We start from the raw sequence: 24,309 nt of genomic DNA on the forward strand, positions 1-24,309 counted from the left end.
CGCATTGAAACGACGCGCTTTTCGACAAGGACAGAAGCATAACGTTCCACACGCCTGTCAGGTTTACCTGTGCAAGATCATGGTGCGGCGCGCCTGCCCCGCCGCGGTGCGCACCATGTGGGACCGCGCCTGAAACCGATTCCGGACGGCCACGATAACTTGTTGTTTTATCGATAATTTGTCGCGATTGTGCAACGCACAAAAAATACTTGACAAGACTTTTCTCTGCCCTAAAATACGACTCATTGCTGCGTTGCACAAAGCACGTGGCACCGAGATTCCCCAGCGTAGTGCCCTTTCCCCCTGCGATCGACGCGATCGCTTTTCAGGAGCTTGACATGTCCTTGCTGACCCCCGAGCAAATCGCCGCCGCCCAGAAAGCCAACCTCGAAAGCCTGTTCGGTCTGACGACCAAGGCATTCGAAGGCGTCGAAAAGCTGATCGAACTGAACCTGCAAGTCGTGAAGTCGACGCTGACGGAGAGCCAGGAAAACGCCCAGCGCCTGCTGTCGGTGAAGGACGCGCAAGAGCTGATCGCGCTGCAAGCGAGCCTGTCGCAACCGGTCGCGGAAAAGGTTCTGTCGTACAGCCGTCACCTGTATGAAATCGCGTCGTCGACGCAAGCCGAATTCGCGAAGGTTGCAGAAGCGCAATTCGAAGAGCAGAACAAGAAGGTCCAGGCCCTCGTCGACAACGTCGCGAAGAACGCCCCGGCCGGTTCGGAAACGGCTGTTGCCGCACTGAAGTCGGCACTGAACGCCGCGAACACGACGTACGAAACGGTTCAGAAGGCTGCCAAGCAAGCCGTCGAGATCGCTGAAACGAACTTCAACGCGGCTGCCGCTGTCGCGACGAAGGCTGCGAGCGCTGCTGCATCGCGCCGCACGAGCAAGCCGGCCGCGTAAGCGTCCCCTGCTCCTGAAAGAGCCGCGCACTGCGCGGCTTTTTCGTTTCCGGCGCCGGAACGCACACGCCTTGCGGGCCGTCGCCGGCCGGCACGGAACATGCCGAGCAGCCGCTGACCGCGAACAAAACAAAACGCCGCCGTCCGGATTTCCCGGGCGGCGGCGTTTTTCCTGGCCGGCGTAACGCCGGCCATGCCGGTCGCGTTACTTCTTGCGTTGCGGCGGCAGGTCCGTACAGACGCCTTCGTACAGTTCGGCGGCCATGCCGACCGATTCGCCGAGCGTCGGGTGCGGATGGATCGTCTTGCCGATGTCTTCCGCGTCCGCGCCCATTTCAACGGCGAGGCACACTTCGCTGATGAGGTCGCCCGCGTTCAGGCCGACGATGCCGCCGCCGATCACGCGATGGGTTTCCTCGTCGAAGATCAGCTTCGTGAAGCCTTCGTCGCGGCCGTTCGCGATCGCGCGGCCCGACGCGGCCCACGGGAACACGGCCTTGCCGTACTTGATGCCTTCGGCCTTGCACTGGTCTTCCGTCTTGCCGGCCCATGCCACTTCCGGATCGGTGTACGCCACCGACGGAATCTGCAGCGCGTCGAAGTATGCCTTCTCGCCGTGTGCCGCTTCCGCTGCGACGTGGCCTTCGTGCACCGCCTTGTGCGCGAGCATCGGCTGACCGACAACGTCGCCGATCGCGAAGATGTGCGGGACGTTCGTGCGCATCTGCTTGTCGACGTCGATAAAGCCGCGGTCGGTGACGGCCACGCCTGCCTTGTCCGCGCCGATCTTCTTGCCGTTCGGGCTGCGGCCCACCGCGACGAGCACGAGGTCGTAGCGCTGCGCTTCCGCCGGGGCCTTTTCGCCCTCGAACTTCACGTAGATGCCGTCTTCCTTCGCTTCCGCGCCGACCGTCTTGGTCTTCAGCATCACGTTGCCGAAGCGCTTCGCGTTGTACTTTTCCCAGACCTTCACGAGATCGCGGTCCGCGCCCATCATCAGGCCGTCCATCATTTCGACCACGTCGATCTCGGCACCGAGCGTCGAGTACACCGTTGCCATTTCGAGGCCGATGATGCCGCCGCCGATCACCAGCATGCGCTTGGGCAACTGGCGCAGTTCGAGTGCGCCCGTCGAATCGACGACGCGCGGATCTTCCGGCATGAACGGCAGCTTCACCGCTTGCGAGCCGGCGGCGATGATCGCCTGCTTGAACTTGACGACCTTCTTGCCGTTCTCGCCCTGCACTTCCATGTGGAACGGATCGACGAACGCGCCGACGCCGGTCACGACTTCGACCTTGCGCGCCTTCGCCATGCCGGCGAGGCCCGTCGTCAGTTTCTTGACGACGCCGCCCTTGAAGTCGCGCAGCTTGTCGAGGTCGACCTGCGGCGCGCCGAACGTGATGCCGTGCGACGCGAGCGCAGCAGCTTCTTCAACGACGAGCGACGTGTGCAGCAGTGCTTTCGACGGGATACAACCGACGTTCAGGCACACGCCGCCGAGCGTCGAGTAGCGTTCGACGAGCACCGTCTTCATGCCGAGGTCGGCTGCGCGGAAGGCAGCCGAGTAGCCGCCGGGGCCGGCGCCGAGCACGAGCATGTCGCACTCGATGTCGGCTGCGCCGGCGTAGCTGCCGGCTTGCGGCGCTGCTGCCGGAGCGGCGGCGGCCGGTGCCGGTGCGGCGGCTGCGGGCTTCGCCGCTTCGGGTGCTTTCGCGGGAGCGGCTGCGCCTGCCGATGCTTCGACGAGGGCGATGACCGTGCCTTGCGAGACTTTCTCGCCGGCCTTGACCTTGACTTCCTTGACCGTGCCGGCGACGTCGCTGGGCACTTCCATGGAGGCTTTGTCCGATTCGAGCGTGATGAGCGTTTGCTCTTTTTCGATCACGTCGCCCGGCTTCACGTTGACTTCGATGACATCGACGCCGCTGAAATCGCCGATATCCGGAACCTTGACTTCGATGAGACTCATATACGTCCCCTTCTTGTTTAGCTACTGACAGAGGGAGAGGGCTCAACCGCTGAACGACGGCCAGACAAGAGAACGCGACGCTGGGCAGGACCACCTTTGCCGTCCGCCCAAGGACGCGCCTTTCTTTTGGTTACTTTTCTTTGGAAGACAAAGAAAAGTAACCGCCGCCCCGCGCAGGGGCAACGCTAGCAGACCGTTAGCAAAACAGGTTCAACGACGGGGCACGGCGAACCGACAAAAAACCACGCCCCGCGAGAGCCCTCAGCTCATCAAAGAATGATGCGACGGAAATCCCCGAGCAACGCCCCGAGATACGCATTGAACCGCGCGGCTTCCGCGCCATCGATGACGCGATGGTCATACGACAGCGACAGCGGCAGCGTCAGGCGCGGCACGAACTGCTTGCCGTCCCACACCGGCTTCATCTGGCCGCGCGACAACCCGAGGATTGCCACTTCCGGCGCGTTGATGATCGGCGTGAAGTTGGTGCCGCCGATCCCGCCGAGCGACGAGATCGAGAAGCAGCCGCCCTGCATCTGGTCCGGCTTCAGCTTGCCGTCGCGCGCCGCCTTCGACAGCTCGGCCATTTCCTTCGCGATATCGACGAGGCCCTTCTTGTCCGCATCGCGGATCACCGGCACGACGAGACCGTTCGGCGTGTCCGCGGCGAAACCGACGTGGTAGTACTGCTTGAACACCAGGTTGTCGCCGTCGAGGCTCGCGTTGAAGGTCGGGAACTTCTTCAGCGCCGCGACGACCGCCTTGATCACGAATGCGAGCATCGTGAACTTCACGCCCGCCTTCTCGTGTTCCTTGTTCAGTTGCACGCGCAGTGCTTCGAGCTCGGTGATGTCCGCTTCGTCGTTGTTCGTGACGTGCGGGATCATCACCCAGTTGCGATGCAGGTTCGCGCCCGAGATCTTCTTGATGCGCGACAGCGGCTTCGCCTCGAACGGGCCGAACTTCGAGAAGTCGACCTTCGGCCACGGCAGCAGGTTCAGCTCGCCGCCGCCCGCCGGCGCAGCTGCTGCGCCCGGCGCTGCGCGCTGGCCCGTCATCACGCCCTTCACGAAGCCCGTGATGTCGTCCTTCGTGATACGGCCCTTCGGACCGCTACCCTGCACGCGTGCGACTTCGACGCCGAGTTCGCGCGCGAACTTGCGCACCGACGGCGACGCGTGGCTTGCACGGTACTCGCCCGACGCAGCGGCGGCCGGCGCGGCAGCAGCCGGCGCCGGTGCAGCCTTCGCGGGTGCCGGTGCGGCAGCGGCCGGCGCCGGCGCGCTTGCCTGCGGCGCGGCGGCAGCCGGTGCGCCTGCGGCTTCGAGCAGCACGATCAGCGTGCCTTCCGATACCGAGTCGCCCACCTTGACCTTGATTTCCTTCACGACGCCGGCGGCCGGGCTCGGCACGTCCATCGTCGCCTTGTCCGACTCGAGCGTGACGAGCGACTGCTCCTTCTCGACCGTGTCGCCGACCTTCACGCCGATCTCGATCACCGGGACATCCTTGTAGTCGCCGATGTCGGGCACCTTCACTTCGAGCGTGCCGCCCGATGCGGCCGGTGCCGCAGCCGGAGCGGCGGCGGCCGGTGCGGGCGCTGCCGCCGGAGCCACTGCCGGTGCGGCCGCGCCGTTCACCTGCGCCGCGGCGCCGCCTTCGAGCAGGATGATCAGCGAGCCTTCCGACACGGAATCGCCCACCTTGATCTTCACTTCCTTGACCGTGCCGGCCGCCGGACTCGGGACATCCATCGTCGCCTTGTCCGACTCGAGCGTGACGAGCGACTGCTCGGGCTCGACCGTGTCGCCCACCTTGACGAGCACCTCGATGACGGGCACGTCCTTGTAATCGCCGATATCCGGCACCTTCACTTCGATCGCTTGACTCATCTTTTTGTGTCTCCATGGCCGCGCGCGCCCCTCCCGGAAGCGGCGCGCGGCGTCACACGGCGCGTGTGCGTTAAACGGTCATCGGGTTGGGCTTCGACGGATCGAGGTTGTACTTGGCGATCGCTTCCGCGACCACCTTGCGCTCGATCGTGCCTTCGTCGGCCAGCGCGTTGAGCGCGGCGACAGTAACCCAGTGACGGTCGACTTCGAAGAAGTGACGCAGTTTCTCGCGGGTGTCCGAACGACCGAAGCCGTCCGTGCCCAGCACGACGAAGCGGCGGTCGATCTGACCACGGATCTGGTCGACCAGCGCGCGCACGTAGTCGGTCGACGCGATGACCGGACCTTGCGTGTCCTTCAGGCACTTCTGGACGTGCGACAGACGACGCTCTTCGGTCGGATGGAGCAGGTTCCAGCGCTCGATTTCGTGACCTTCACGCGCGAGTTCGGTGAAGCTCGGCACGCTCCACAGATCGGCGGCAACGCCCCAGTCGTTCTTCAGCAGGTCGGCGGCGGCAATCACTTCGTTGAAGATCGTGCCCGCGCCGAGCAGTTGCACGCGCGGCGCCTTCTTGTCGGCGTCGGCCTTCTTGAACGCGTACATGCCCTTGATGATGTCGGCAGCCACGTGCTCGCCCTGCGGAATCGCCGGGTGCTCGTAGTTCTCGTTCATCACCGTGATGTAGTAGTACACGTCTTCCTGGTCCTGCACCATGCGGCGCAGACCGTCCTGGATGATCACGGCGAGTTCGTAGCCGAACGTCGGGTCGTAGCTCACGCAGTTCGGCACCGATGCCGCCCACAGGAGCGAGTGACCGTCTTCGTGCTGCAGGCCTTCGCCGTTCAGCGTCGTACGGCCTGCGGTGCCGCCGAGCAGGAAGCCGCGCGAGCGCATGTCGCCCGCGGCCCATGCCAGGTCGCCGATCCGCTGGAAGCCGAACATCGAGTAGAAGATGTAGAACGGCACCATGATCTCGCCGTGCGTCGAATACGACGTCGCCGCCGCGATCCAGTCGCACATGCCGCCCGCTTCGTTGATGCCTTCCTGCAGGATCTGGCCGGTTTCCGATTCCTTGTAGAACATCAGCTGGTCGGAATCTTCCGGCACGTACTTCTGGCCTTCCTGGTTCCAGATACCGATCTGGCGGAACAGGCCTTCCATGCCGAACGTACGCGATTCGTCCGGGACGATCGGCACGACGCGCTTGCCGAGCGTCTTGTCCTTCAGCAGGATGTTCAGGACGCGCACGAACGCCATCGTCGTCGAGATCTCGCGGCCTTCGCCCGTGCCCTTCAGCAGCGGCTCGAACGCGTCGAGCGCCGGCACCGGCAGCGACGTCGCCTTCTCGCGGCGATGCGGCAGGTAGCCGCCGAGGTCCATGCGCTTCTGGCGCATGTATTCGAGTTCCTTCGAGCCTTCCTCGAACTTCAGGTACGGCACGTCGGCGATCTGCTCGTCGGTGATCGGCAGGCGGAACTGGTCACGGAACTTCTTCAGTTGCTCGACCGGCAGCTTCTTCTGCTGGTGCGTGATGTTCATCGCCTGGCCCGACTCGCCCATCCCGTAGCCCTTGATGGTCTTCGCGAGGATGACGGTCGGCGCGCCCTTCGTGTGCGTGGCTTCGTGGAACGCCGCGTAGATCTTGTGCGGATCGTGGCCGCCGCGGTTCAGCGCCCAGATGTCGTCGTCGGACCAGTCGGCGACCAGCGCCTTCAGTTCAGGCGTGTTGAAGAAGTGTTCGCGCACGAACGCGCCCGACTCCGACTTGTACGTCTGGTATTCGCCGTCGACGGCTTCCATCATGCGGCGCATCAGCGCGCCCGACTTGTCGCGTGCGAACAGCGCATCCCAGCGGCTGCCCCAGATGACCTTGATCACGTTCCAGCCGGCGCCGCGGAATTCCGATTCGAGTTCCTGGATGATCTTGCCGTTGCCGCGCACCGGGCCGTCGAGACGCTGCAGGTTGCAGTTGATCACGAACACGAGGTTGTCGAGCTTCTCGCGGCTCGCCATCCCGATCGCGCCGAGCGATTCCGGTTCGTCCGTCTCGCCGTCGCCGAGGAACGCCCACACCTTGCGGCCTTCCGTCTTCGCGATGCCGCGCGCCTGCAGGTACTTCATGAAGCGGGCCTGGTAGATCGCCATGATCGGGCCGAGACCCATCGACACGGTCGGGAACTGCCAGAAGTCCGGCATCAGCCACGGGTGCGGGTACGACGAAATGCCGTTGCCGTCGACTTCCTGACGGAAGTTGTCGAGCTGCTCTTCCTTCAGGCGGCCGAGCAGGAACGCGCGGGAATACACGCCCGGCGACGAGTGGCCCTGCACGAACACGAGATCGCCGCCGTGCTGGTCGGACGCCGCGTGCCAGAAGTGGTTGTAGCCGACGTCGTAGAGCGTCGCGGCCGACGCGAACGATGCGATGTGGCCGCCGACGTTCGTGTCCTTGCCGGCGCGCAGCACCATCGCCAGCGCGTTCCAGCGCGTGTACGAACGGATGCGGTGCTCGACGTCCTGGTCGCCCGGGATCTTCGCCTGGGCTGCGACCGGAATCGTGTTGATGTACGGGGTATTGGCGGAAAACGGCAGGTGTTCGCCGTGCATGCGAGCGAATTCGATCTGCTTTTCGATCAGGTAGTGCGCGCGGCCGGTGCCCACGGAGGAGATCACGCCGTCGAGCGACTCGAGCCATTCAACGGTTTCTTGCGGGTCGTCGTCACGTTCGGCGGCGACATACTTCATCACTTCGTTCGGTACAGCGGACATTCTCGTCTCCTGGGTCCTGGAATGTGAGGATCGCTCTGATGCAGACGTCGCGACGCGGCCGGCTGCGGGCAAGCTCCGACGGATTGTAATGAGCGTGTACGGCCCGGGCAACAAAATTTTCGAATTATGAGATCTTTTCTCATAATGCGGAATATTGCTGCGCCGCACCCTTGTTTCGGGCGTCTCCGGCACGCGCCATCCGGACAAATCCGTTTCCGTTCAACATATCCGGTATAGGTTTTCCATGTATTGCGCTGCGCTACAATCCTGCCATGTTGACCGATCGGCTTTTCGCACGCTCGGCGCGACCGTCGGGCCCGCCGGCGGAGTCGCAGCCGTCTCGCTGGCACCACGGACCGTGGTGGTCCAATTCCTATTTGCTGACCCCGCTGCTGTCGATCCTCGTGTTCCTTGTGGTAATGAGCCTCATTCTATGGAGCCTCAATCGCCGCGAACAGCAACAGCAGGAAGACACCCTGTTCCGTAACGTCGCGTGGGCGCAGCAGCAGATCCGCCTGTCGATGACGGGCGCGCAGGAACAATTGCAGGCGCTGTCGCGCGATCTCGCGTCCGGCCGCCTCGACCAGAACGCGTTCCAGATGGCCGTCGCGGACGTGATGCAGACGCATCCGGAAATCCTCTATCTGAACTGGTATACGTCGCCCGGCGTGCAGCGCTGGCCGACCGTGCACCCGCCGCTGCTCGGCCAGCGGCTCGCGAAGCCCGGCGACGCGCAGATGCAGGACGCCGTGCGCGGCGCATACGACGAAGCGCGCAGCACGCGCCGCCAGGCCTATTCGCCGCTGATCTACGACGACTTCGGCAACGGCTACATCACGCTGCAGACGCCCGTGATGCGCGGCGACCGCGAATATCTCGGCTCGATCGCCGCGGTGTTCTCGGTCGAAGGGATCCTGAAGCACGACATCCCGCAGGAGTTGTCGTCGAAGTACAAGATCTCGATCACCGACGCGAACAACCGCGAGCTGTCGTCGACGTCGACGCGCCCGCGCCTGCCGCGCGACTCCCACTACGACCTGCCGCTCGACCCGCCGGGCCAGGGGCTGACCGTGCGCGTGTACGCGTTCCCGCAGCTCACGAACCTGACCAACAATACGCTCGTGTGGCTCGTCGCCGGCCTGTCGTGCTTCGTGCTGTGGAGCCTCTGGAGCCTGTGGAAACACACGCGCCAGCGCTTCGAGGCGCAGCAGGCGCTGTACGCCGAAGCCTTCTTCCGTCGCGCGATGGAAAACTCGGTGCTGATCGGCATGCGCGTGCTCGACATGCACGGCCGCATCACGCACGTGAACCCGGCGTTCTGCCGGATGACGGGCTGGGACGAGACCGACCTCGTCGGCAAGGTCGCGCCGTTCCCGTACTGGCCGCGCGACGCGTACCCGGAAATGCAGCGCCAGCTCGACATGACGCTGCGCGGCAAGGCGCCGAGTTCGGGCTTCGAGCTGCGCGTGCGGCGCAAGAACGGCACGCTGTTCCATGCACGTCTCTACGTGTCGCCGCTGATCGACAGCTCGGGCCGCCAGACGGGCTGGATGTCGTCGATGACCGACATCACCGAGCCGAAGCGCGCGCGCGAGGAACTCGCGGCCGCGCACGAGCGCTTCACGACGGTGCTCGAAAGCCTCGACGCCGCCGTGTCGGTGCTCGCCGCCGACGAAGCCGAGCTGCTGTTCGCGAACCGCTACTACCGCCACCTGTTCGGCATCCGCCCGGACGGTCACCTCGAGCTGTCGGGCGGCGGTTTCGATCGTGCGCAGGCATCGTCGGACTCGATCGACATGGTCGACGCGTTCGCGGGCCTGCCGGCGGCCGCGCTGACAAGCAGCACGGCGGACGCGCAGGAGGTGTACGTCGAGAGCATCCAGAAGTGGTTCGAGGTGCGCCGCCAGTACATCCAGTGGGTGGACGGCCACCTCGCGCAGATGCAGATCGCGACCGACATCACCACCCGCAAGAAGGCGCAGGAACTCGCGCACCAGCAGGAAGAGAAGCTGCAGTTCACGAGCCGATTGATGACGATGGGCGAAATGGCGTCGTCGATCGCGCACGAACTGAATCAGCCGCTCGCCGCGATCAACAACTACTGCTCGGGCACGCTCGCGCTCGTGAAGAGCAGCCGCGGCACGCCCGAAACCTTGCAGCCCGCGCTAGAGAAGACCGCGCAGCAGGCGCTGCGCGCGGGAATGATCGTCAAGCGCATCCGCGAATTCGTGAAGCGCAGCGAGCCCAAGCGCCAGCCGGCGCGCGTCGCGGACATCGTCGCCGACGCGGTCGGGCTCGCCGAGATCGAGGCCAGAAAGCGCAGGATCCGGATCGTCACGGAAATCCTCGCAAGAATGCCTATTATTTATGTCGACCCCGTGCTGATCGAGCAGGTGCTCATGAACCTGATGAAGAACGCGGCCGAAGCGATGGCCGACGTGAAGCCGGCGTCGGCGGACGGCATGATCCGCGTCGTCGCCGACATCGATGCGGGATTCGTCGACATCCGCGTGATCGACCAAGGCCCGGGCGTCGACGAAGCGACCGCCGAGCGCCTGTTCGAACCGTTTTACAGCACCAAGTCCGATGGCATGGGCATGGGGCTGAACATCTGCCGTTCGATCATCGAATCGCATCGGGGGCGTCTGTGGGTGGTCAACAATGTCGAACCGGACGGCCGCATTTCCGGCGCGACATTCCACTGCAGCCTGCCCATTGGGGAACCCGCTGATCTCGGCCAAGGGGGGCGCGAGGCATCGGCATCACATACCGTTACGGGAGAACTATGAATAGCCCTGTCACCACCACTCAGGAAACTGTCTTCGTCGTCGACGACGACGAGGCCGTACGGGACTCGCTGCGCTGGCTGCTGGAGGCGAACGGCTATCGCGTGCAATGCTTCTCGAGCGCCGAGCAGTTCCTCGATGCCTATCAGCCGGCGCAGCAGGCCGGCCAGATCGCATGCCTGATCCTCGACGTACGGATGTCGGGCATGAGCGGCCTCGAACTGCAGGAGCGCCTGATCGCCGACAACGCCGCGCTGCCGATCATCTTCGTCACGGGCCACGGCGACGTGCCGATGGCGGTGTCCACGATGAAAAAGGGTGCGATGGACTTTATCGAGAAACCGTTCGACGAGGCCGAGCTGCGCAAGCTCGTCGAGCGGATGCTCGACAAGGCCCGAAGCGAAAGCAAGAGCGTCCAGGAGCAGCGCGCCGCCAGCGAACGCCTGTCGAAGCTGACCGCGCGCGAACAGCAGGTGCTCGAGCGCATCATCGCGGGCCGCCTGAACAAGCAGATCGCCGACGATCTCGGGATCAGCATCAAGACGGTCGAAGCGCACCGCGCGAACATCATGGAAAAGCTCAACGTCAACACCGTGGCCGATCTGCTGCGCCTCGCGCTGTCCAAGAAGCAGGCCTGAGCGTTGCTCGCGGCCGCGGGGCGCCTGTCCGGCCGGCCGCGCCACCGCGCCGCGCGATGCGGCCCACTCGCGCGGTGCTTTCCCGCTTTCGTCGCGGGACGTCTCGCACCGCCGCCATGACGCTTCCCGTGTATTCGCTGTCGGACGACGACAAGCGAACGGTATAATTGCGTGCTTTGCTGCGGCGTTTCGCGCGCCGCACGCCCGCATTCCAACTTCCCGGCAGGACCACCACCATGACAGCCCTCCTCATCGACGGCAACGCCCTATCGAAGACCTTGCGCGCGCAGGCCGCCGAACGCGCCGCCGCCCTGACCGCACGCGGCCACCAGCCCGGCCTCGCGGTGATCCTCGTCGGCGCCAACCCGGCGAGCGAAGTCTACGTGCGCAACAAGATCAAGGCGTGCGAGGACAACGGCTTCTTCTCGCAAAAGGACGCGTACCCGGAAACGCTGTCGGAAGCCGATCTGCTCGCGCGCATCGACGCGCTGAACCGCGATCCGAAGATCCACGGCATCCTGGTCCAGCTGCCGCTGCCCGCGCACATCGACAGCCACAAGGTGATCGAGGCGATCGCACCGGAGAAGGACGTCGACGGTTTCCACGTCGCGAATGCCGGCGCGCTGATGACCGGCAAGCCGCTGTTCCGCCCGTGCACGCCGTACGGCGTGATGAAGATGTTCGAAGCGCACGGCATCCCGCTGCAGGGCGCGAACGCCGTCGTGATCGGCCGCTCGAACATCGTCGGCAAGCCGATGGCGATGCTGCTGCTCGAAGCCGGCGCGACCGTGACGATCTGCCACAGCAAGACGCGCGACCTCGCCGCACACACGCGCCAGGCCGACATCGTGGTTGCCGCGGTCGGCAAGCGCAACATCCTGACGGCCGACATGGTGAAGCCGGGCGCGACGGTGATCGACGTCGGCATGAACCGCGACGACGCGGGCAAGCTGTGCGGCGACGTCGACTTCACCGGCGTGAAGGAAGTCGCCGGCCACATCACGCCGGTGCCGGGCGGCGTCGGGCCGATGACCATCACGATGCTGCTGATCAACACGATCGAAGCCGCCGAGCGCGCCGCCGCGGCCGCCTGATCGTCCTGCCCCGCCCAGCCGGCGCGCATTCGTGCGCCGGCATCTTGCCGGCCGCCGTCGCGGCCGCGTCATGACGCCGCGTTCGCGGCCCGTATCCGACCCTCCTCCTCCCGCCATCGGCCGTATCCCAATCGCGTCGTTAGAAACTAACGATTGGAAAGCGCGCGATGCGCCCCAATAATGTCGGTATCGGGCGCCGCCGTATCGCGCCTCACCCTTTTCACCCCGGTTCATCCGGCAACAGACAGGGAGTCTTAATGTCCGCCAGCGCCAACACCAATCCGCTCCTCGATTTCTCCGGCCTGCCCCGCTTCGGCGAGATTCGCCCGGAACACGTGACGCCCGCGCTCGATACGCTGCTCGACGCCGCCAACCGCGCGGTCGACACCGCGAGCGCGCCCGCGACGCCGGCGACCTGGGCCGATATCGTCGAGACGGTCGAGCAGGCGACGGAGCCGCTCGGACGTGCATGGGGCGTCATCGGCCACCTGAACGCAGTCGCCGATACGCCGGAGCTGCGCGCCGCCTACGGCGAGAACCTGCCGCGCGTGACCGAATTCTGGTCGAGCGTCGGCCAGAACCTCGCGCTGTACGAGAAGTACAAGGCGATCGCCGCGAGCGCCGAATATGCGACGCTGTCCGTCGAGCGCAAGAAGATCCTCGACAACGCACTGCGCGATTTCCGCCTGTCGGGCGCCGAGCTGCCCGAAGACCAGAAGCCGCGCTTCGCCGAACTGCAGGAACAGCAGGCCGCGCTGTCGAAGGCGTTCTCCGATCACGTGCTCGACGCGACCAACGCGTACGCGTATTTCGCGCAGGACGAGGCCGATCTGGCCGGTCTGCCGGGCGACGCGATCGAAGCCGCGCGTGAAGCCGCGCAGAAGGAGGGCAAGGAAGGCTGGAAATTCACGCTGCACTTCCCGTCCTACTTCCCGGTGCTGCAGTACGCCGAGAACCGCGCGATGCGCGAGACGCTGTACCGCGCCTATGCGACCCGCGCGTCGGAACTCGGGCCGCAGTACGGCGGCGGCAAGGCCGAGTGGGACAACACGGCGATCGTCGCCGATGAACTGAAGCTGCGCCGCGAAGAAGCGCAGATGCTCGGCTACCGCAACTTCGCCGAAGTGTCGCTCGCACCGAAAATGGCCGAATCGCCGCAGCAGGTGATTTCGTTCCTCGAGGATCTGGCAACGCGCGCGCGCCCGCATGCGGACAAGGACTGGGACGAACTGCGCGCGTTCGCGGCGAAGGAGCTCGGCCTGACCGAACTCGCGCCGTGGGACGTCGCGTTCGCGGCCGAACGGCTGCGCCAGCAGCGCTACGCGTTCTCGGAAAACGAGGTCAAGCAGTACTTCCCGGAACCGGCCGTGCTGAAGGGCCTGTTTAACGTCACCGAAACGCTGTTCGGCGTGCGGATCAAGCCGGACGACGCGCCGGTATGGCACAAGGACGTACGCTTTTTCCGCGTCGAGAACCGCGACGGCTCGCTCGTCGCGCAGTTCTATCTCGACCTGTACGCACGCGAAGGCAAGCGCGGCGGTGCGTGGATGGACGACGCACGTGCGCGCGCGAAGCGCGGCAGTGCCGTGCAAACGCCGGTCGCGTACCTGACCTGCAACTTCTCGGCGCCGGTCGGCGGCAAGCCCGCGTGCTTCACGCACGACGAAGTCATCACGCTGTTCCATGAATTCGGCCACGGGCTGCATCACATGCTCACGCGCGTCGACGAGCTCGGCGTGTCGGGCATCAACGGCGTCGAATGGGACGCGGTCGAGCTGCCGTCGCAGTTCATGGAAAACTTCTGCTGGGAATGGGACGTGCTGTCGTCGATGTCGTCGCACGTCGACACGGGCGCCTCGCTGCCGCGCGCGCTGTTCGACAAGATGATCGCCGCGAAGAACTTCCAGAGCGGGCTCGGCACGCTGCGCCAGATCGTGTTCTCGATGTTCGACATGCTGCTGCACGTCGACTTCGATCCGGCGGGCGCGACCGGCGTGAACGCGTTCGCGCGCGAGATCAACGAGCGCTACCACGTGATCCCGCAGGCGGCGTTCTCGCGCTGGCCGAACACGTTCAGCCACATCTTCGCGGGCGGCTATGCGGCCGGCTACTACAGCTACAAGTGGGCCGAAGTGCTGTCGGCGGACGCGTACGCGGCGTTCGAGGAAGCGGCCGCCGCACGCGGCAGCGTGCTCGACGCGGAAACCGGCACGCGCTATCGCCGCGAAATCCTGGAAGTCGGCGGCAGCCGCCCGGCGATGGATTCGTTCAAGGCCTTCCGCGGCCGCGAGCCGGAAATCGACGCGCTGCTGCGTCACAACGGGATGGCCGCGCCCGCGCACTGAGCGCGCTTGCCTGCCCGGTTCGCCGGCGGATCGAAACAAGGCACCGCTTCGGCGGTGCCTTTTTCATGGTGCGGGCGGGTCGCCGCCGGCTGCGTCGGCCTCGTCGGCCTCCTGGACTTCGTCGGCTTCGTCGTCGAACAGCGAGAACTGCCCGTGACGCTCGGCCGTATCTTCGTCGATACGCACGCCGACGCCCAGCAGCCGCACGGCCTGCGCACGTCGCCGCAACCCCTTCGCGAGCAGCGTGACGGCCGTCTGCGCACTCGTCGCGTCGGCCACGCATTCGACCGTCGTGCGCTGGAAATCGGCGAAGCGGATCTTCACGTACAGCTTGCGGATCGCGCGTGCCGCACCTGCGCGCGCGATCCGCGCATCGAGCTGCACGACGAGACGGCGAATCTCGTCCGCGCATTGCTCGAGCGTCGTCAGGTCGGTCACGTAGGTCGTCTCGACGCTGACCGACTTGCGCTCCTGGTCGGCCTGCACCGGCCGCTCGTCGATCCCCCGCGCCAGCTGGTACAAACGCCGCCCGAACGCACCGAACTCGCGGTGCAGATCGATCAGCGACCAGTCGCGCAACTGCGCGCAGGTCTGGATGCCGAGCCGGTCGAGCCGCGTGGCCGTCACCTTGCCCACGCCGTGCAGCTTGCGCACCGGCAGCGCCGCGACGAACGCATCGACTTCATGCGGGCGCACGACGAACAGGCCGTCGGGCTTGTTCCAGTCGGACGCGATCTTCGCAATGAACTTGTTCGGCGCGACACCGGCCGACACCGTCACGCCGACCGTGTCGTATACGCGCTGGCGAATCTCGCGCGCAATCAGCGTCGCGCTGCCCTGGCACAGTTCGGAACCGCTGACGTCGAGGTATGCCTCGTCGAGCGACAGCGGCTCGACGTCATACGTGTAGTCGCGATAGATCGCCATGATCTGCCGCGACGCCGCGCGGTACTTGTCCATCGCGGACGGCAGAATCAGCAGGTCCGGACACTTGCGCATCGCGAGCGCCGACGACATCGCCGAATGCACGCCGTAACGCCGCGCCTCGTAGTTGCAGGTCGCGATCACGCCGCGCTGATCGGGCCGGCCGCCGACCGCGAGCGGCCGGTTGCGCAGCGACGGGTCGTCGCGCATCTCCACCGACGCGTAAAAGCAGTCGCAATCGCAGTGGATGATCTTGCGCACGCGCGGCGGCGCGTCGCCGGATGGCGCGCCCGGATCGGCAGGCGGGAGGATGGTCGGGTTCACGGTGCCGATACTGTACAAAAACACAGTGACCGTTTCAACTGCCACGTGTTGCCTCGATCGGCCGTCGCCCTTTCCGGTCCGTTCGCGCCATCCGCGTGCGGCGACCCTGGCCGGGCGCACCGTACCGGTCCGCTTCGCGCGGATCGTACCGCCGCGCGGACGGGCCGCCCCCTATACTCGTCTGCCACGACATACGAAACGCACAGGTGACGGATGAAGACGATCGGACTGATCGGCGGGATGAGCTGGGAATCGTCGGCCGAGTATTACCGGATGATCAATCGCCACTCGAAGGCGCTGCACGGCGGCCATCACAACGCGAAAAGCGTGCTGGTCACGGTCGATTTCGCGGAGATCGAAGCGCTGCAGCGCGCGCAGGACTGGGCCGCGCTCGGCGAACGCATGGCCGATGCCGCGCGTCAGCTCGAAGCGGCCGGCGCCGATCTCGTCGTGCTGACGACCAATACGATGCACCGCGTGCACGAAGCGATCGAAGCGGCGGTGACGCTGCCGTTCCTGCACATCGCCGATCCGACCGGCGCCGCGCTGCGCGCCGCGGGCGTCGAGCGCGTCGCGCTGCTCGGCACGCGCTACACGATGGAGCTGCCGTTCTATGCGGAACGGCTGCGCGACAAGTTCGGCCTCGACGTGCTGGTACCGGACGAAGCCGCGCGCGGCGACGTGCACCGGATCATCTACGACAAGCTGTGTCATGGCGTGATCGACGCGGAGTCGCGCGCACGCTACGTGACGATCATCGACGCACTGGCGAAGCGCGGCGCGCAGGCCGTGATTCTCGGTTGCACGGAAATCACGCTGCTGATCGGCGCGGACGACTCGCCGCTGCCGGTGTTCGATACGACCGCGCTGCATGCGAAGGCGGCGGTCGAGTGGGCGGCGGGCTGAACGACGCGCATCGTCGTGCGCCGCGTAACGGTCGCGCACCGGATGCACGCGCCGGCAACCGCCGCGCGATGCAGCGGCCGCATTATTCCGCGGAACGCAAATAGCTATCCCGGGCTGCCCCCTCCCGCTGTTCCCGCTTCCCCGCTCTCGCCTGCCGCATGGGGCCGCAGCGGACAGCCCCCCGCGCATCGCGCGCGTGTCATCCGGCCCGCCGACACCACGGGTTATCCATTGGTCATAAAGTGACCGCACATTGGCATGCGAGCAGCGTCGCTGCGATCGACGCCGCTCGTCGCGATCTCTTTTCCACCAACAGGGGAACAGGAACATGAAAAAGCTCAACGCCGCGATCGGTGCGTTGCTCGCCGTGTCGACCATGCTCAACGCGCACGCCGATCCCAACATCACCGCGTCGGCCGCAACGACACCGAAAGGCGGCTTCGACCGGATGGCATGGGACATCACGCCCGAAGTCGTTCCGGGCAACGTCAACGCCAGTTACTACTGGGCCAATGAGTTGTCGTCCGAGCATGGCGGGCACGCGATCTACACCGGCATCCAGCCCCGCACCCAGGGTAGCAACCTCGTGATCTTCAGCGCATTCGGCACCGGCACGACGCCGCTGTCCGCGAATTGCCGCGGCGGCGCCGACGGCGGCGCGGGAACGTCGTGCTCGATTGCGTACGCGTGGAAACCGGGTCGCGCATACCGGCTGCAGATCACGCACACGCAGGCCGATCGCAGCGACGGGCGCTCGACCGTCGAAGGCTTCATCACGGACGTCGCCACCGGCATCACGACGCCGACCGGCAGCATCGCGGTGCCGGCGGACTGGGGCGGCCTGTCGAGTTCGGCTTACCTGTTCGACGAGTACTTCCCGTTCAACGGCGCGTCGAAGGATCCGCTGCAGCGACCGTGCGTGCCGTATGCACGCTACACGACGTCGCTGCCGCATTTCTATCTGAAGGGGGTGGACTATCCGACGACCGAACGGTCGATCCGGGTGAATACCGGCATGGACAAGTGCGCGGTGCTGGCCGGTGCGCCGAACGCGCGGGCCACGCTCGTCAACACGACGACGTATCTGCTCGAGAACGGCTTCCTGCCTGGAAGCCCGGGCGCGCCGAAATGACATTCGAGCGCTGAAAACAAAAAACCCGGCACGGGGCCGGGTTCCTGTCGACGAAGCGCGCATCGGTCACTTGCGCAGCACATCGTCTGGTGTGCTTGGTTGCGGGGGTAGGATTTGAACCTACGACCTTCGGGTTATGAGCCCGACGAGCTGCCAGACTGCTCCACCCCGCGTCAGAGAAATAAATTATAGGGTGAGGAAGTACTCACGTCAACACTTTTGTCACAATTTCTTTACAAGCCATCGACGTCGCGATGCGCGCCCGCTCTCCGCATCGCGTGCCGCGCACGTTCGCGCCCCGCGCTCGCGGTAAGATGGCGGCCTTCGCATTCACCCCGCACGCACTCCCTCGTTCATGAAAATCGCCACCTGCGATTTTCATTCACGTCTAAGCCTGTCTAAAAACGACTACCCCATCGCCCGAAACCCTAAGCCCATCAAGGGTTTTAGCCGAATGACGTCTAACAATATCCAAGGGTGGTTAATGAAATTTGGGTAGCTAGACGGGTAGCTAATCTGTCGGCAATATCGCCTGACTACCCACGAGGAACGATATGGCTAGGCAAACGAATGTGCTCGACGACATGCAGCTGCGGCGCTGGATCGCGGCCGGGAAGCCGGTCGCAAAGTCCGATGGTGACGGGCTGACTTTCACTCTTTCGACTGGCGGCACCGCCGCGTGGATTCTGCGTTACCGGCTGGCCGGCGGTCGCCGGCGCGAGTTGACGCTCGGCAACTACCCCGACCTGTCGCTCGCGGCCGCTCGCAAGGCGGCCCGTGCGCACCGCGTCGCGATCGACAACGGCGCCGACCCGGCCGCAGCAAAGAAGACCGAGCGCGCGGCGTCGGCCGCTGCCTGGACCGTGAACGATCTCGTCGCCGACTTCCGCACGAAGCGGTTCGCACAGGACATCGAGAAACCGCTTTCGGCCAGCACAATCTATTACCGCACATGGGATCTCGACAACGTCGTCGGCCCGAAGCTCGGTTCGCTGGAAGTGCGCCGCGTGACGCCGGCCGACATCGTGCAGGCCGTCGAGGATGCCGGCCGCGGCTGGACAATGTCGAAGCGGATCCTCACGACCATGACGCAGGTGTTCGACCACGCGTGCGGCCGCAAGATCATCGCTGCGAACCCATGCGCCGGCGTGAAGCTGACGGCGATCATGGGCGCCCGCCCGAAGGTCAAACCGCGCGTGATGCTGGCCGTCGACGAGCTCGCGCGGATGCTGCCCGGCATTGACGACACGATCGGCCGCGCCAACGGCTTGATGCTGCGCGTGCTGCTCGCGACGTGCGTGCGCACGAACGAACTCGTCAAGGCCCGCAAGGAATTCATCGACCTGCAGCGCGGCACGTGGTTCGTCGCCGACGAGACGGTCAAGACCCGCAACGGGTTCCTCGTGCCGCTCGTGCCGCTCGTCGCGTCGTGGATCGAGGAACTGATCGCGCTATCCGGCGATTCGCCGTGGCTGCTGCCGGCGCGCGGTCAACAACGTATCAACCGGCTCGGCGAGACGCACGTCGGGAATACGACGCTATGGGCGGCGATCGACCGTGCCTTCCTGCGCGGTGGCCTCGAAGTCCGGCGCTTCACGCCGCACGATACCCGCAGCACGGCCAAGGGCCACATGATGAACATGGGCATCCCGAAAGAGATCACCGAGATCGCGCTGAACCACAAGCTCAAAGGGATGGAGGGAATCTACGACGTGCGTCAGGAAATTCCCGAGCGGCGCGCGGCGCTGGAAAAGTGGGCCGAGTTTGTCGGTGCGTGCGCGGACGGTCGCGAAGCCGACATCATCCCGATCCGGCCGCCCCTCGGCGTGGCCGCTTGACGCAAAGCAAACAGACGCAAATACTGTGTTTTTATACAGTATTTGCGACGTGCATAAACCCGGCTCCGGCCTATTCATCGAGACGATCAACCACCCATGCTGGACGTGCGAGCACTGGTCCGGTGTGGCGTTCTGCGGCGGTGCGCATGCGATATGCATGCACCCCGGCAACGTCGACGGTGTTGTGACGCGGCCGCGCTTAGGGTGCGCATTTTGGGAACTGGCGATCGGCCTGGACGAACTCGACGATGAAACGTGCGACCGGCTCGCACATCAGTTCGCGCGGCCGACGCGCTATACGGCGGTGAGCTGAGCCGTTGCAGTAATATGGCGCCATCCCATTGCCGCCGGCAGCCCACATGCGCACGTTCGCTTTCCAACTTGGGGCGCTTTTACTTTACGGCTTGGTGCTCGCTGCGTCGGTTTGGCTTGGTGTCAGGGTAAGCAACGCGACTGGCCGAGGATGGCTCGGTATTCTTTCCGGCGCTATGGCGTTCTGTGCGGCCGGAACGTTGCTCGCGCTGCAAGGCTTGCCTGCGCCGGGCGGTTACGGTCTCGACTGACGGCCAACCGTCAGCGCGTCGTAGTCGCGCTCGCACTGCTTGCCGGCGATGCCCCGGTCGTCAGCGATCTTTGCCAGCTCGCCCGCGCGCTCGTCAGCCCGGCCGAGCACGTCGGCAAGCAGATCGAGGGCGTCGCCGGTTGCCGGGCTTCCGGCGGCAACGGCGGAATGGCGGGCAGCTGCGACGAGCTGATCGACGCGCTGCTGCAGGCTGCCAGCGGCAGCACGAGCAGCGAAAGCATCAGCCAGTGCCGCGGTGCGTTGTTGGTTCGCATCGTTTGCGATCTCCGTTTGAGCCGCAGTGCGGCGTTGTTCTTCGGCGCGCGCGGCTTTCAGGTCGCGGATCTGTTTCGCCTGGTCGGCAACGGTCGCGGACTGGTCGGCATCGTGATGGCCCTTGAAGTAACCGGCGCCGGCCGTGATAGCGAGCGAGACGATGAAGGCCAGCCAGACGCGCGGGTCGAGGATCGTCATGCCGCAATCTCCCCACCGGCAGCCTGGTACGCAGCGAGCAGCCGCTCGATGTCGTTTTCACGCTGCCCGTAACCGGCACCCGGCAGACTGGCCCATACGTTCGACACCTTCGCGACCGCCTCGCGGAATCGCCCTGCGTCGATCAGCGGCAGCGCGCCATGCTCGCGAAGCTGCTGCAGCGCGTACCGATCCTGCGAGATGGGCCCGAAGTCGGGCAGCTTCATCTGCGCCTGATAAATGCGCCACCAGCGATACAGGATCTGGTAGCGGCCGGCGGCCGTCGACGGCACCGGGATCTGCCGGTTGAGCATGTTCGGGTGCGCTGCGTAGCTCGAGAACAGCAGCGGGCGCGCCGGCGTCGCGCCGACCAGCACGTTATAGCCGTCGTCCGATTTCGCAAGCAGCGCGGCGCCGATCTCGCTCGCGGCGATCGTGTCGAGGAAAGCGACGCGGTTCTTGCCGCCCGCCGATGCGATGTCAATGCGCGCCATTGTGCTTGTGCTCCTTCTTCCACCAGTAAGCCTTGCGCCCCATCACCCATAGCGACACGATCGCCATGCCGACCATCATCAGCGTCTCGGGCAGGTCGATCGCCGACAGCATGCGAATCGGCTTCAGGACGTTGACGGCCGAGGCGATGCCGATAATCGAGAAGCCGACGGTGCCCCACCAGCCCGTAGCAATCGCGTCAGTAACCGCGATCCACACGCAGAAGCCGAGCACGACGAGGTTTGCGAAAACGAAGATCGTGACCATCACTGCCCTCCAAGGAAGCGTCGTTTCAAAGCCCCGATGAAGTCTGCGTTGTTGATTTCTTTGAACAGCTCTTTCGTGATAGCCAGCCCGAACAGGCCGATCAGGAAGCCGATCGCCTGCTGCGCGCCGCTGTCCGTGATCGCGAACCACGTGACGATCAGTGGCCCGACGAAGTACGAGAACGTGGCGCCTGCGACGAACGACACGGCCTTCTGACGGCCCGTCAGTCCGTCACCGATGAAGCGCAGCGCGATCAGCGATCCGATGGCGCCGGGGACGATTTTGACGAGCAAAGCACCGGCCGCCGCGAGCACGCTGGTTGTGGGTTCAGCCATTCGATTCCCCTGTGGTTACGCGGCCTTGGACTCGAGCGCGGTAACGCGATCCGCCAACGCGAGTTGAGCGGCAAGCATCCCGGCAAGCATGAAGAACAGCAGTTCGTTGTCGCGGAACGAATACAGGTCTCCGGCTTCGCGAGCGGGCACCGCCACCGCGCCATCTTCATCAAGCACGGCATCGATTGCGTCCCACTTGTCGTAACAGATGAACGAGTAGCGCATCGGATCGAGTCCGTGCGCCTGCATGATCTCGATGGCGCGTTGCACCGTCATGCCGACGTGCAGGCGCGCGCCATCGGTCCCCTTCTCAGTGATCATCGCAAGGAACTGGTAGGCGCCGATCTCAGCGACGAGTGCTTGTGCTGCCGCAATCTCGTTCGCGTTGAGCGAGCGCACTGCGGATTTCAGTCGAGCATCCGACGTGTTGATCGCGCCTGTACCGGCGAAAAATTCCTTCCACCGGAGGGCCGCCGTCCCGTTATTGCGCGCATTGTCCGTTGTGGGTGAAATCGCCCCGGAGAATGTCGTCGTGGCCGCGTTGATTGCGATCGCCCCGCCGTTGTTGGCGTTTCCCGCCGTATCGCCGCCACTATGGACGATCGACGAATCTGCCGATGCGGTGCTGGTCGACGTGTGATAGCGGTTCGTGTACGTCGAACTCGGGTTTCGAAGCATGCTCGTAATGGCGTCGTAGCCCCACGTGGAACCCGTAGCAGGATCGTAGCGAGAGACCTGACTCCACCATTCCTGCTTGTACGTCGGACTTCCGTATGCATCGCGAAAATCGCCCAGTACGATACCGCTCGTCGGACCGATGATCCCCGTGCCCGCACTGTCGCGTTGAAGGTTCGATACCCACACATTGCCGGCCGCCGGGCCGGCCGCAAACGGAACCGGGTCGAGCAGATAGCGCATGTTCGCCTGACCGCACGCGACCACGTGGTTATCGCCCTTCCCGACGCGGAATCCGATTTTCATCGTCGCCGTCGACGTGTAGGACTGGTCCGAGCGGACGTAGCAGTTCGAGATCGCGCTGTTCGTGCAATACGCCTCGATGCCGATAAACCCGTCTGGCTTCGCGTCAGGTGTCGTCTTTTCCAGCACGAACACATTGGTGAACATGTTGTACGCGCGCTGGTAAGTCGTGCCGGTATCCTGCATCTGGATACCCCGGAAATGCACCTTGAAGTGGGTATCCGAAATGACGTGGTTGTTCGCAGGATTGGTGTAATCGCTGAATACCGCGCCATAGCCGCAATCAACGTGCGTGCCGCCGGTCATGACCAGACCCTCGCTGCGCCCGCGAATCTGCGTGCAGGTCGACAACGCCTCCATCTTCGGGCGGAACACACGAAGCCCGGTCAGGTCGTTTGCGACGATCCCCTTCGCACCTGTTTGCGAGTTATAGAACTCGTTCAGGAACGAGCCGTAGATGATCGCATCGTCGATGTGGCAATCGAACAGGTTGTACTCGGACCCGAGTTCGCCGAGCTCGTAGTGGATCGCCCATTCTTCCGGATACAACGGCGCCTGGTTGTCGCCACGCCAAATCGATTCTGAGCAGGTCTGTACGCGAATCGACTGAAACGTGCGCGAGTAACCCCGCGTCGTGAGCCACGGCTTGACCTTGACAGCAGAGAACCCGCTCGCGAAGGTCGCCGTCGTCGTCAGTGCAATGTCCTCGAGAATGGGAAATACCGGCACGCCGGGCTGACCCGACAAATCGAATACAAGACCGTTCACGCCGTCGAACATGATCCGGCTGCGGGCAAAGCCCTGCCCGACCAGACGCAGCCCGTTCTTCAGATCCTGAAGCGCGCCCGTCACTCGGTAGCATCCGACGACCTTCGCACTGCCGCCCCAGCTATTCAGGCCGTTGACGTACTCGATGAGGTCATTGAGCGGCCCCGTCTGATCGTCGTTCTCGTCGCCGGTCAGACCGAACTTCGTTTTCAGGTCGACCGTTTCATCGAGGGCTTTCTTGACGAGGATGCCAAACGTCGGATTCTCAGCCGGGAAGTACGTGACGTAACCGCCACCCGGCTCGATGCCCTTGACCAGCGTTTCAGCATAAGTTCGGACGGCCTTGTCGCCTGCATCGGCATACGACTTGACGGACCGCATGTTCGCGGCATCCGTATCGGCGATCGGATCGCCAAGGTTCGCGATGCGGTTGTTGTTCGCACGGTACGCGCCGAAGCCGTTAATGTCGTACTTTCCAAGCAGCAACGCCCGCGACAGGCCCGGCACGCCGCCCCCGAAAATTGCCCAAATTTGCTGACAAATCATCGTCAGCTTGTCGAGCGCCTTCTCCGTGGTCTTCGCCGGGAACGGGTCGTTCTGCTGGTATTCGCGTTGCTGTGTGATCGCGACTTGCCGCTCGATGACGAGCTGATACCCGGTCGGGGGTGCCACGAACATCGTGAGCGTACCGCCGCCCGGCAGGCCCGCGCCGCTCAAAAAGAAGTCCGTACCGAACACAAGGTCCGTACCGGCCCCGTCCTTCGCGAGCGAAGCTTCGATATCCTCGTTCAGCAGAAAGTAGAACGGGATCGGAAAATCGGTAGTGGAGCCGTCACCGTTGTATGTGACGCTTTGGGTCGACGAGTTGACGGTCATGACGCAGCCCTGTTAGAGACTGTGCCATGCTGACGCTC

At 64.7% G+C, this 24,309-nt stretch carries 18 protein-coding genes, 1 tRNA gene and 3 pseudogenes; 9 read left to right on the forward strand and 13 right to left on the reverse strand.

Annotated elements, in window-relative coordinates:
* Positions 1–338 precede the first annotated feature (338 nt).
* A complete protein-coding gene (locus tag DCN14_RS25760; RefSeq protein WP_096507232.1) occupies positions 339–905 on the forward strand; it encodes a phasin family protein in 567 nt (188 codons plus the stop codon).
* A 204-nt stretch (positions 906–1,109) separates the two neighbouring features.
* On the opposite strand, the gene lpdA is transcribed toward DCN14_RS25760, so the two are convergent.
* The 6 genes and pseudogenes from lpdA to DCN14_RS39180 form a co-directional block, all read right to left on the reverse strand.
* Positions 1,110–2,504, reverse strand: coding sequence for a dihydrolipoyl dehydrogenase (gene lpdA / locus DCN14_RS25765; RefSeq protein ID WP_346265281.1), 1,395 nt, complete (start codon positions 2,502–2,504; stop codon positions 1,110–1,112).
* Positions 2,446–2,757 (reverse strand): annotated as a pseudogene (locus tag DCN14_RS39170) (hypothetical protein); the annotation flags it as partial. The gene lpdA and the pseudogene DCN14_RS39170, both read right to left, overlap by 59 nt.
* Positions 2,715–2,876 (reverse strand): annotated as a pseudogene (locus DCN14_RS39175) (biotin/lipoyl-containing protein); the annotation flags it as partial. The pseudogenes DCN14_RS39170 and DCN14_RS39175, both read right to left, overlap by 43 nt.
* Before the next feature lie 269 nt (positions 2,877–3,145).
* Positions 3,146–4,768 carry a dihydrolipoyllysine-residue acetyltransferase gene (aceF, locus tag DCN14_RS25775; RefSeq protein ID WP_096507230.1) on the reverse strand — a complete coding sequence of 541 codons (1,623 nt, stop codon included), beginning with the start codon at positions 4,766–4,768 and terminating at the stop codon, positions 3,146–3,148.
* Positions 4,769–4,838: 70 nt separating this feature from the next.
* Positions 4,839–7,535 carry a pyruvate dehydrogenase (acetyl-transferring), homodimeric type gene (gene aceE, locus DCN14_RS25780; RefSeq protein WP_096507331.1) on the reverse strand — a complete coding sequence of 899 codons (2,697 nt, stop codon included), beginning with the start codon at positions 7,533–7,535 and terminating at the stop codon, positions 4,839–4,841.
* A 135-nt stretch (positions 7,536–7,670) separates the two neighbouring features.
* Positions 7,671–7,888: pseudogene (locus DCN14_RS39180) on the reverse strand (hypothetical protein); the annotation flags it as partial.
* Here DCN14_RS39180 and fixL point away from each other — a divergent pair.
* From fixL to DCN14_RS25805, 4 genes are all read left to right on the forward strand, one after another.
* Positions 7,808–10,324: an oxygen sensor histidine kinase FixL gene (gene fixL, locus DCN14_RS25790; RefSeq protein ID WP_096507330.1), complete on the forward strand. Its 2,517-nt coding sequence runs from the start codon at positions 7,808–7,810 to the stop codon at positions 10,322–10,324. The pseudogene DCN14_RS39180 and the gene fixL sit on opposite strands and share 81 nt — an antisense overlap.
* Positions 10,321–10,959 (forward strand): oxygen response regulator transcription factor FixJ, encoded by a 639-nt coding sequence (gene fixJ / locus DCN14_RS25795; protein ID WP_006493245.1) that lies wholly within the window; start codon positions 10,321–10,323, stop codon positions 10,957–10,959. The genes fixL and fixJ overlap by 4 nt, the downstream gene beginning before the upstream one ends.
* Positions 10,960–11,195: 236 nt before the next feature.
* A complete protein-coding gene (gene folD / locus DCN14_RS25800) occupies positions 11,196–12,053 on the forward strand; it encodes a bifunctional methylenetetrahydrofolate dehydrogenase/methenyltetrahydrofolate cyclohydrolase FolD (RefSeq protein ID WP_096507229.1) in 858 nt (285 codons plus the stop codon).
* A 257-nt stretch (positions 12,054–12,310) separates the two neighbouring features.
* Positions 12,311–14,398, forward strand: a complete 2,088-nt coding sequence (locus DCN14_RS25805) for a M3 family metallopeptidase (RefSeq protein WP_096507228.1) — start codon at positions 12,311–12,313, stop codon at positions 14,396–14,398.
* Between the two features lie 63 nt (positions 14,399–14,461).
* Here the strand turns inward: DCN14_RS25805 and dinB are convergent, their stop codons facing one another.
* The gene (dinB, locus tag DCN14_RS25810) at positions 14,462–15,670 is read right to left on the reverse strand and encodes a DNA polymerase IV (protein ID WP_096507227.1); all 1,209 of its coding nucleotides are present in this window, start codon (positions 15,668–15,670) and stop codon (positions 14,462–14,464) included.
* Positions 15,671–15,859: 189 nt separating this feature from the next.
* Between dinB and DCN14_RS25815 the strand changes: the two genes are divergently transcribed.
* Both DCN14_RS25815 and DCN14_RS25820 read left to right on the forward strand, forming a co-directional pair.
* Positions 15,860–16,552: an aspartate/glutamate racemase family protein gene (locus DCN14_RS25815; protein ID WP_096507226.1), complete on the forward strand. Its 693-nt coding sequence runs from the start codon at positions 15,860–15,862 to the stop codon at positions 16,550–16,552.
* A 328-nt stretch (positions 16,553–16,880) separates the two neighbouring features.
* Positions 16,881–17,684, forward strand: a complete 804-nt coding sequence (locus tag DCN14_RS25820; RefSeq protein ID WP_096507225.1) for a hypothetical protein — start codon at positions 16,881–16,883, stop codon at positions 17,682–17,684.
* Between the two features lie 96 nt (positions 17,685–17,780).
* Here DCN14_RS25820 and DCN14_RS25825 read toward each other — a convergent pair.
* A tRNA-Met gene (locus DCN14_RS25825) sits at positions 17,781–17,857 on the reverse strand.
* 381 nt (positions 17,858–18,238) lie between these two features.
* Between DCN14_RS25825 and DCN14_RS25830 the strand changes: the two genes are divergently transcribed.
* Both DCN14_RS25830 and DCN14_RS25835 read left to right on the forward strand, forming a co-directional pair.
* A complete protein-coding gene (locus DCN14_RS25830; RefSeq protein ID WP_096507224.1) occupies positions 18,239–19,522 on the forward strand; it encodes a site-specific integrase in 1,284 nt (427 codons plus the stop codon).
* 157 nt (positions 19,523–19,679) lie between these two features.
* Positions 19,680–19,835 carry a hypothetical protein gene (locus DCN14_RS25835; RefSeq protein WP_162826244.1) on the forward strand — a complete coding sequence of 52 codons (156 nt, stop codon included), beginning with the start codon at positions 19,680–19,682 and terminating at the stop codon, positions 19,833–19,835.
* A 234-nt stretch (positions 19,836–20,069) separates the two neighbouring features.
* On the opposite strand, the gene DCN14_RS25840 is transcribed toward DCN14_RS25835, so the two are convergent.
* Genes DCN14_RS25840 through DCN14_RS25860 form a run of 5 tightly spaced genes read right to left on the reverse strand, consistent with a single transcriptional unit; the run spans position 20,070 to position 24,271 of the window.
* Positions 20,070–20,558 carry a DUF2514 family protein gene (locus DCN14_RS25840; protein ID WP_096507222.1) on the reverse strand — a complete coding sequence of 163 codons (489 nt, stop codon included), beginning with the start codon at positions 20,556–20,558 and terminating at the stop codon, positions 20,070–20,072.
* Positions 20,555–21,049 (reverse strand): glycoside hydrolase family 104 protein, encoded by a 495-nt coding sequence (locus DCN14_RS25845; protein ID WP_096507221.1) that lies wholly within the window; start codon positions 21,047–21,049, stop codon positions 20,555–20,557. The genes DCN14_RS25840 and DCN14_RS25845 overlap by 4 nt, the downstream gene beginning before the upstream one ends.
* A complete protein-coding gene (locus DCN14_RS25850; protein WP_240327337.1) occupies positions 21,036–21,314 on the reverse strand; it encodes a holin in 279 nt (92 codons plus the stop codon). The genes DCN14_RS25845 and DCN14_RS25850 overlap by 14 nt, the downstream gene beginning before the upstream one ends.
* Positions 21,314–21,649, reverse strand: coding sequence for a holin (locus tag DCN14_RS25855; protein WP_096507219.1), 336 nt, complete (start codon positions 21,647–21,649; stop codon positions 21,314–21,316). Before DCN14_RS25855 ends, DCN14_RS25850 begins: the two co-directional genes overlap by 1 nt.
* 15 nt (positions 21,650–21,664) lie before the next feature.
* Entirely contained in the window at positions 21,665–24,271 is a 2,607-nt protein-coding gene (locus DCN14_RS25860) for a tail fiber domain-containing protein (protein ID WP_096507218.1), read from the reverse strand.
* Between the last annotated feature and the right edge of the window lie 38 nt (positions 24,272–24,309).

It is taken from the genome of Burkholderia sp. IDO3 (assembly GCF_003366075.1).
Lineage (GTDB): Bacteria > Pseudomonadota > Gammaproteobacteria > Burkholderiales > Burkholderiaceae > Burkholderia > Burkholderia anthina.

Bases quoted from the DNA above. Each gene is read 5' to 3' on its own strand.
- DCN14_RS25840 (WP_096507222.1), bottom strand. From the start codon at position 20,558: ATGACGATCCTCGACCCGCGCGTCTGGCTGGCCTTCATCGTCTCGCTC.
- DCN14_RS25850 (WP_240327337.1), bottom strand. From the start codon at position 21,314: ATGGTCACGATCTTCGTTTTCGCAAACCTCGTCGTGCTCGGCTTCTGC.
- DCN14_RS25845 (WP_096507221.1), bottom strand. From the start codon at position 21,049: ATGGCGCGCATTGACATCGCATCGGCGGGCGGCAAGAACCGCGTCGCT.
- aceF (WP_096507230.1), bottom strand. From the start codon at position 4,768: ATGAGTCAAGCGATCGAAGTGAAGGTGCCGGATATCGGCGATTACAAG.
- DCN14_RS25835 (WP_162826244.1), top strand. From the start codon at position 19,680: ATGCACCCCGGCAACGTCGACGGTGTTGTGACGCGGCCGCGCTTAGGG.
- DCN14_RS25830 (WP_096507224.1), top strand. From the start codon at position 18,239: ATGGCTAGGCAAACGAATGTGCTCGACGACATGCAGCTGCGGCGCTGG.
- lpdA (WP_346265281.1), bottom strand. From the start codon at position 2,504: ATGCTCGTGCTCGGCGCCGGCCCCGGCGGCTACTCGGCTGCCTTCCGC.
- fixJ (WP_006493245.1), top strand. From the start codon at position 10,321: ATGAATAGCCCTGTCACCACCACTCAGGAAACTGTCTTCGTCGTCGAC.
- DCN14_RS25860 (WP_096507218.1), bottom strand. From the start codon at position 24,271: ATGACCGTCAACTCGTCGACCCAAAGCGTCACATACAACGGTGACGGC.
- DCN14_RS25815 (WP_096507226.1), top strand. From the start codon at position 15,860: ATGAAGACGATCGGACTGATCGGCGGGATGAGCTGGGAATCGTCGGCC.
- DCN14_RS25855 (WP_096507219.1), bottom strand. From the start codon at position 21,649: ATGGCTGAACCCACAACCAGCGTGCTCGCGGCGGCCGGTGCTTTGCTC.
- DCN14_RS25760 (WP_096507232.1), top strand. From the start codon at position 339: ATGTCCTTGCTGACCCCCGAGCAAATCGCCGCCGCCCAGAAAGCCAAC.
- fixL (WP_096507330.1), top strand. From the start codon at position 7,808: ATGTTGACCGATCGGCTTTTCGCACGCTCGGCGCGACCGTCGGGCCCG.
- aceE (WP_096507331.1), bottom strand. From the start codon at position 7,535: ATGTCCGCTGTACCGAACGAAGTGATGAAGTATGTCGCCGCCGAACGT.
- DCN14_RS25820 (WP_096507225.1), top strand. From the start codon at position 16,881: ATGAAAAAGCTCAACGCCGCGATCGGTGCGTTGCTCGCCGTGTCGACC.
- DCN14_RS25805 (WP_096507228.1), top strand. From the start codon at position 12,311: ATGTCCGCCAGCGCCAACACCAATCCGCTCCTCGATTTCTCCGGCCTG.
- folD (WP_096507229.1), top strand. From the start codon at position 11,196: ATGACAGCCCTCCTCATCGACGGCAACGCCCTATCGAAGACCTTGCGC.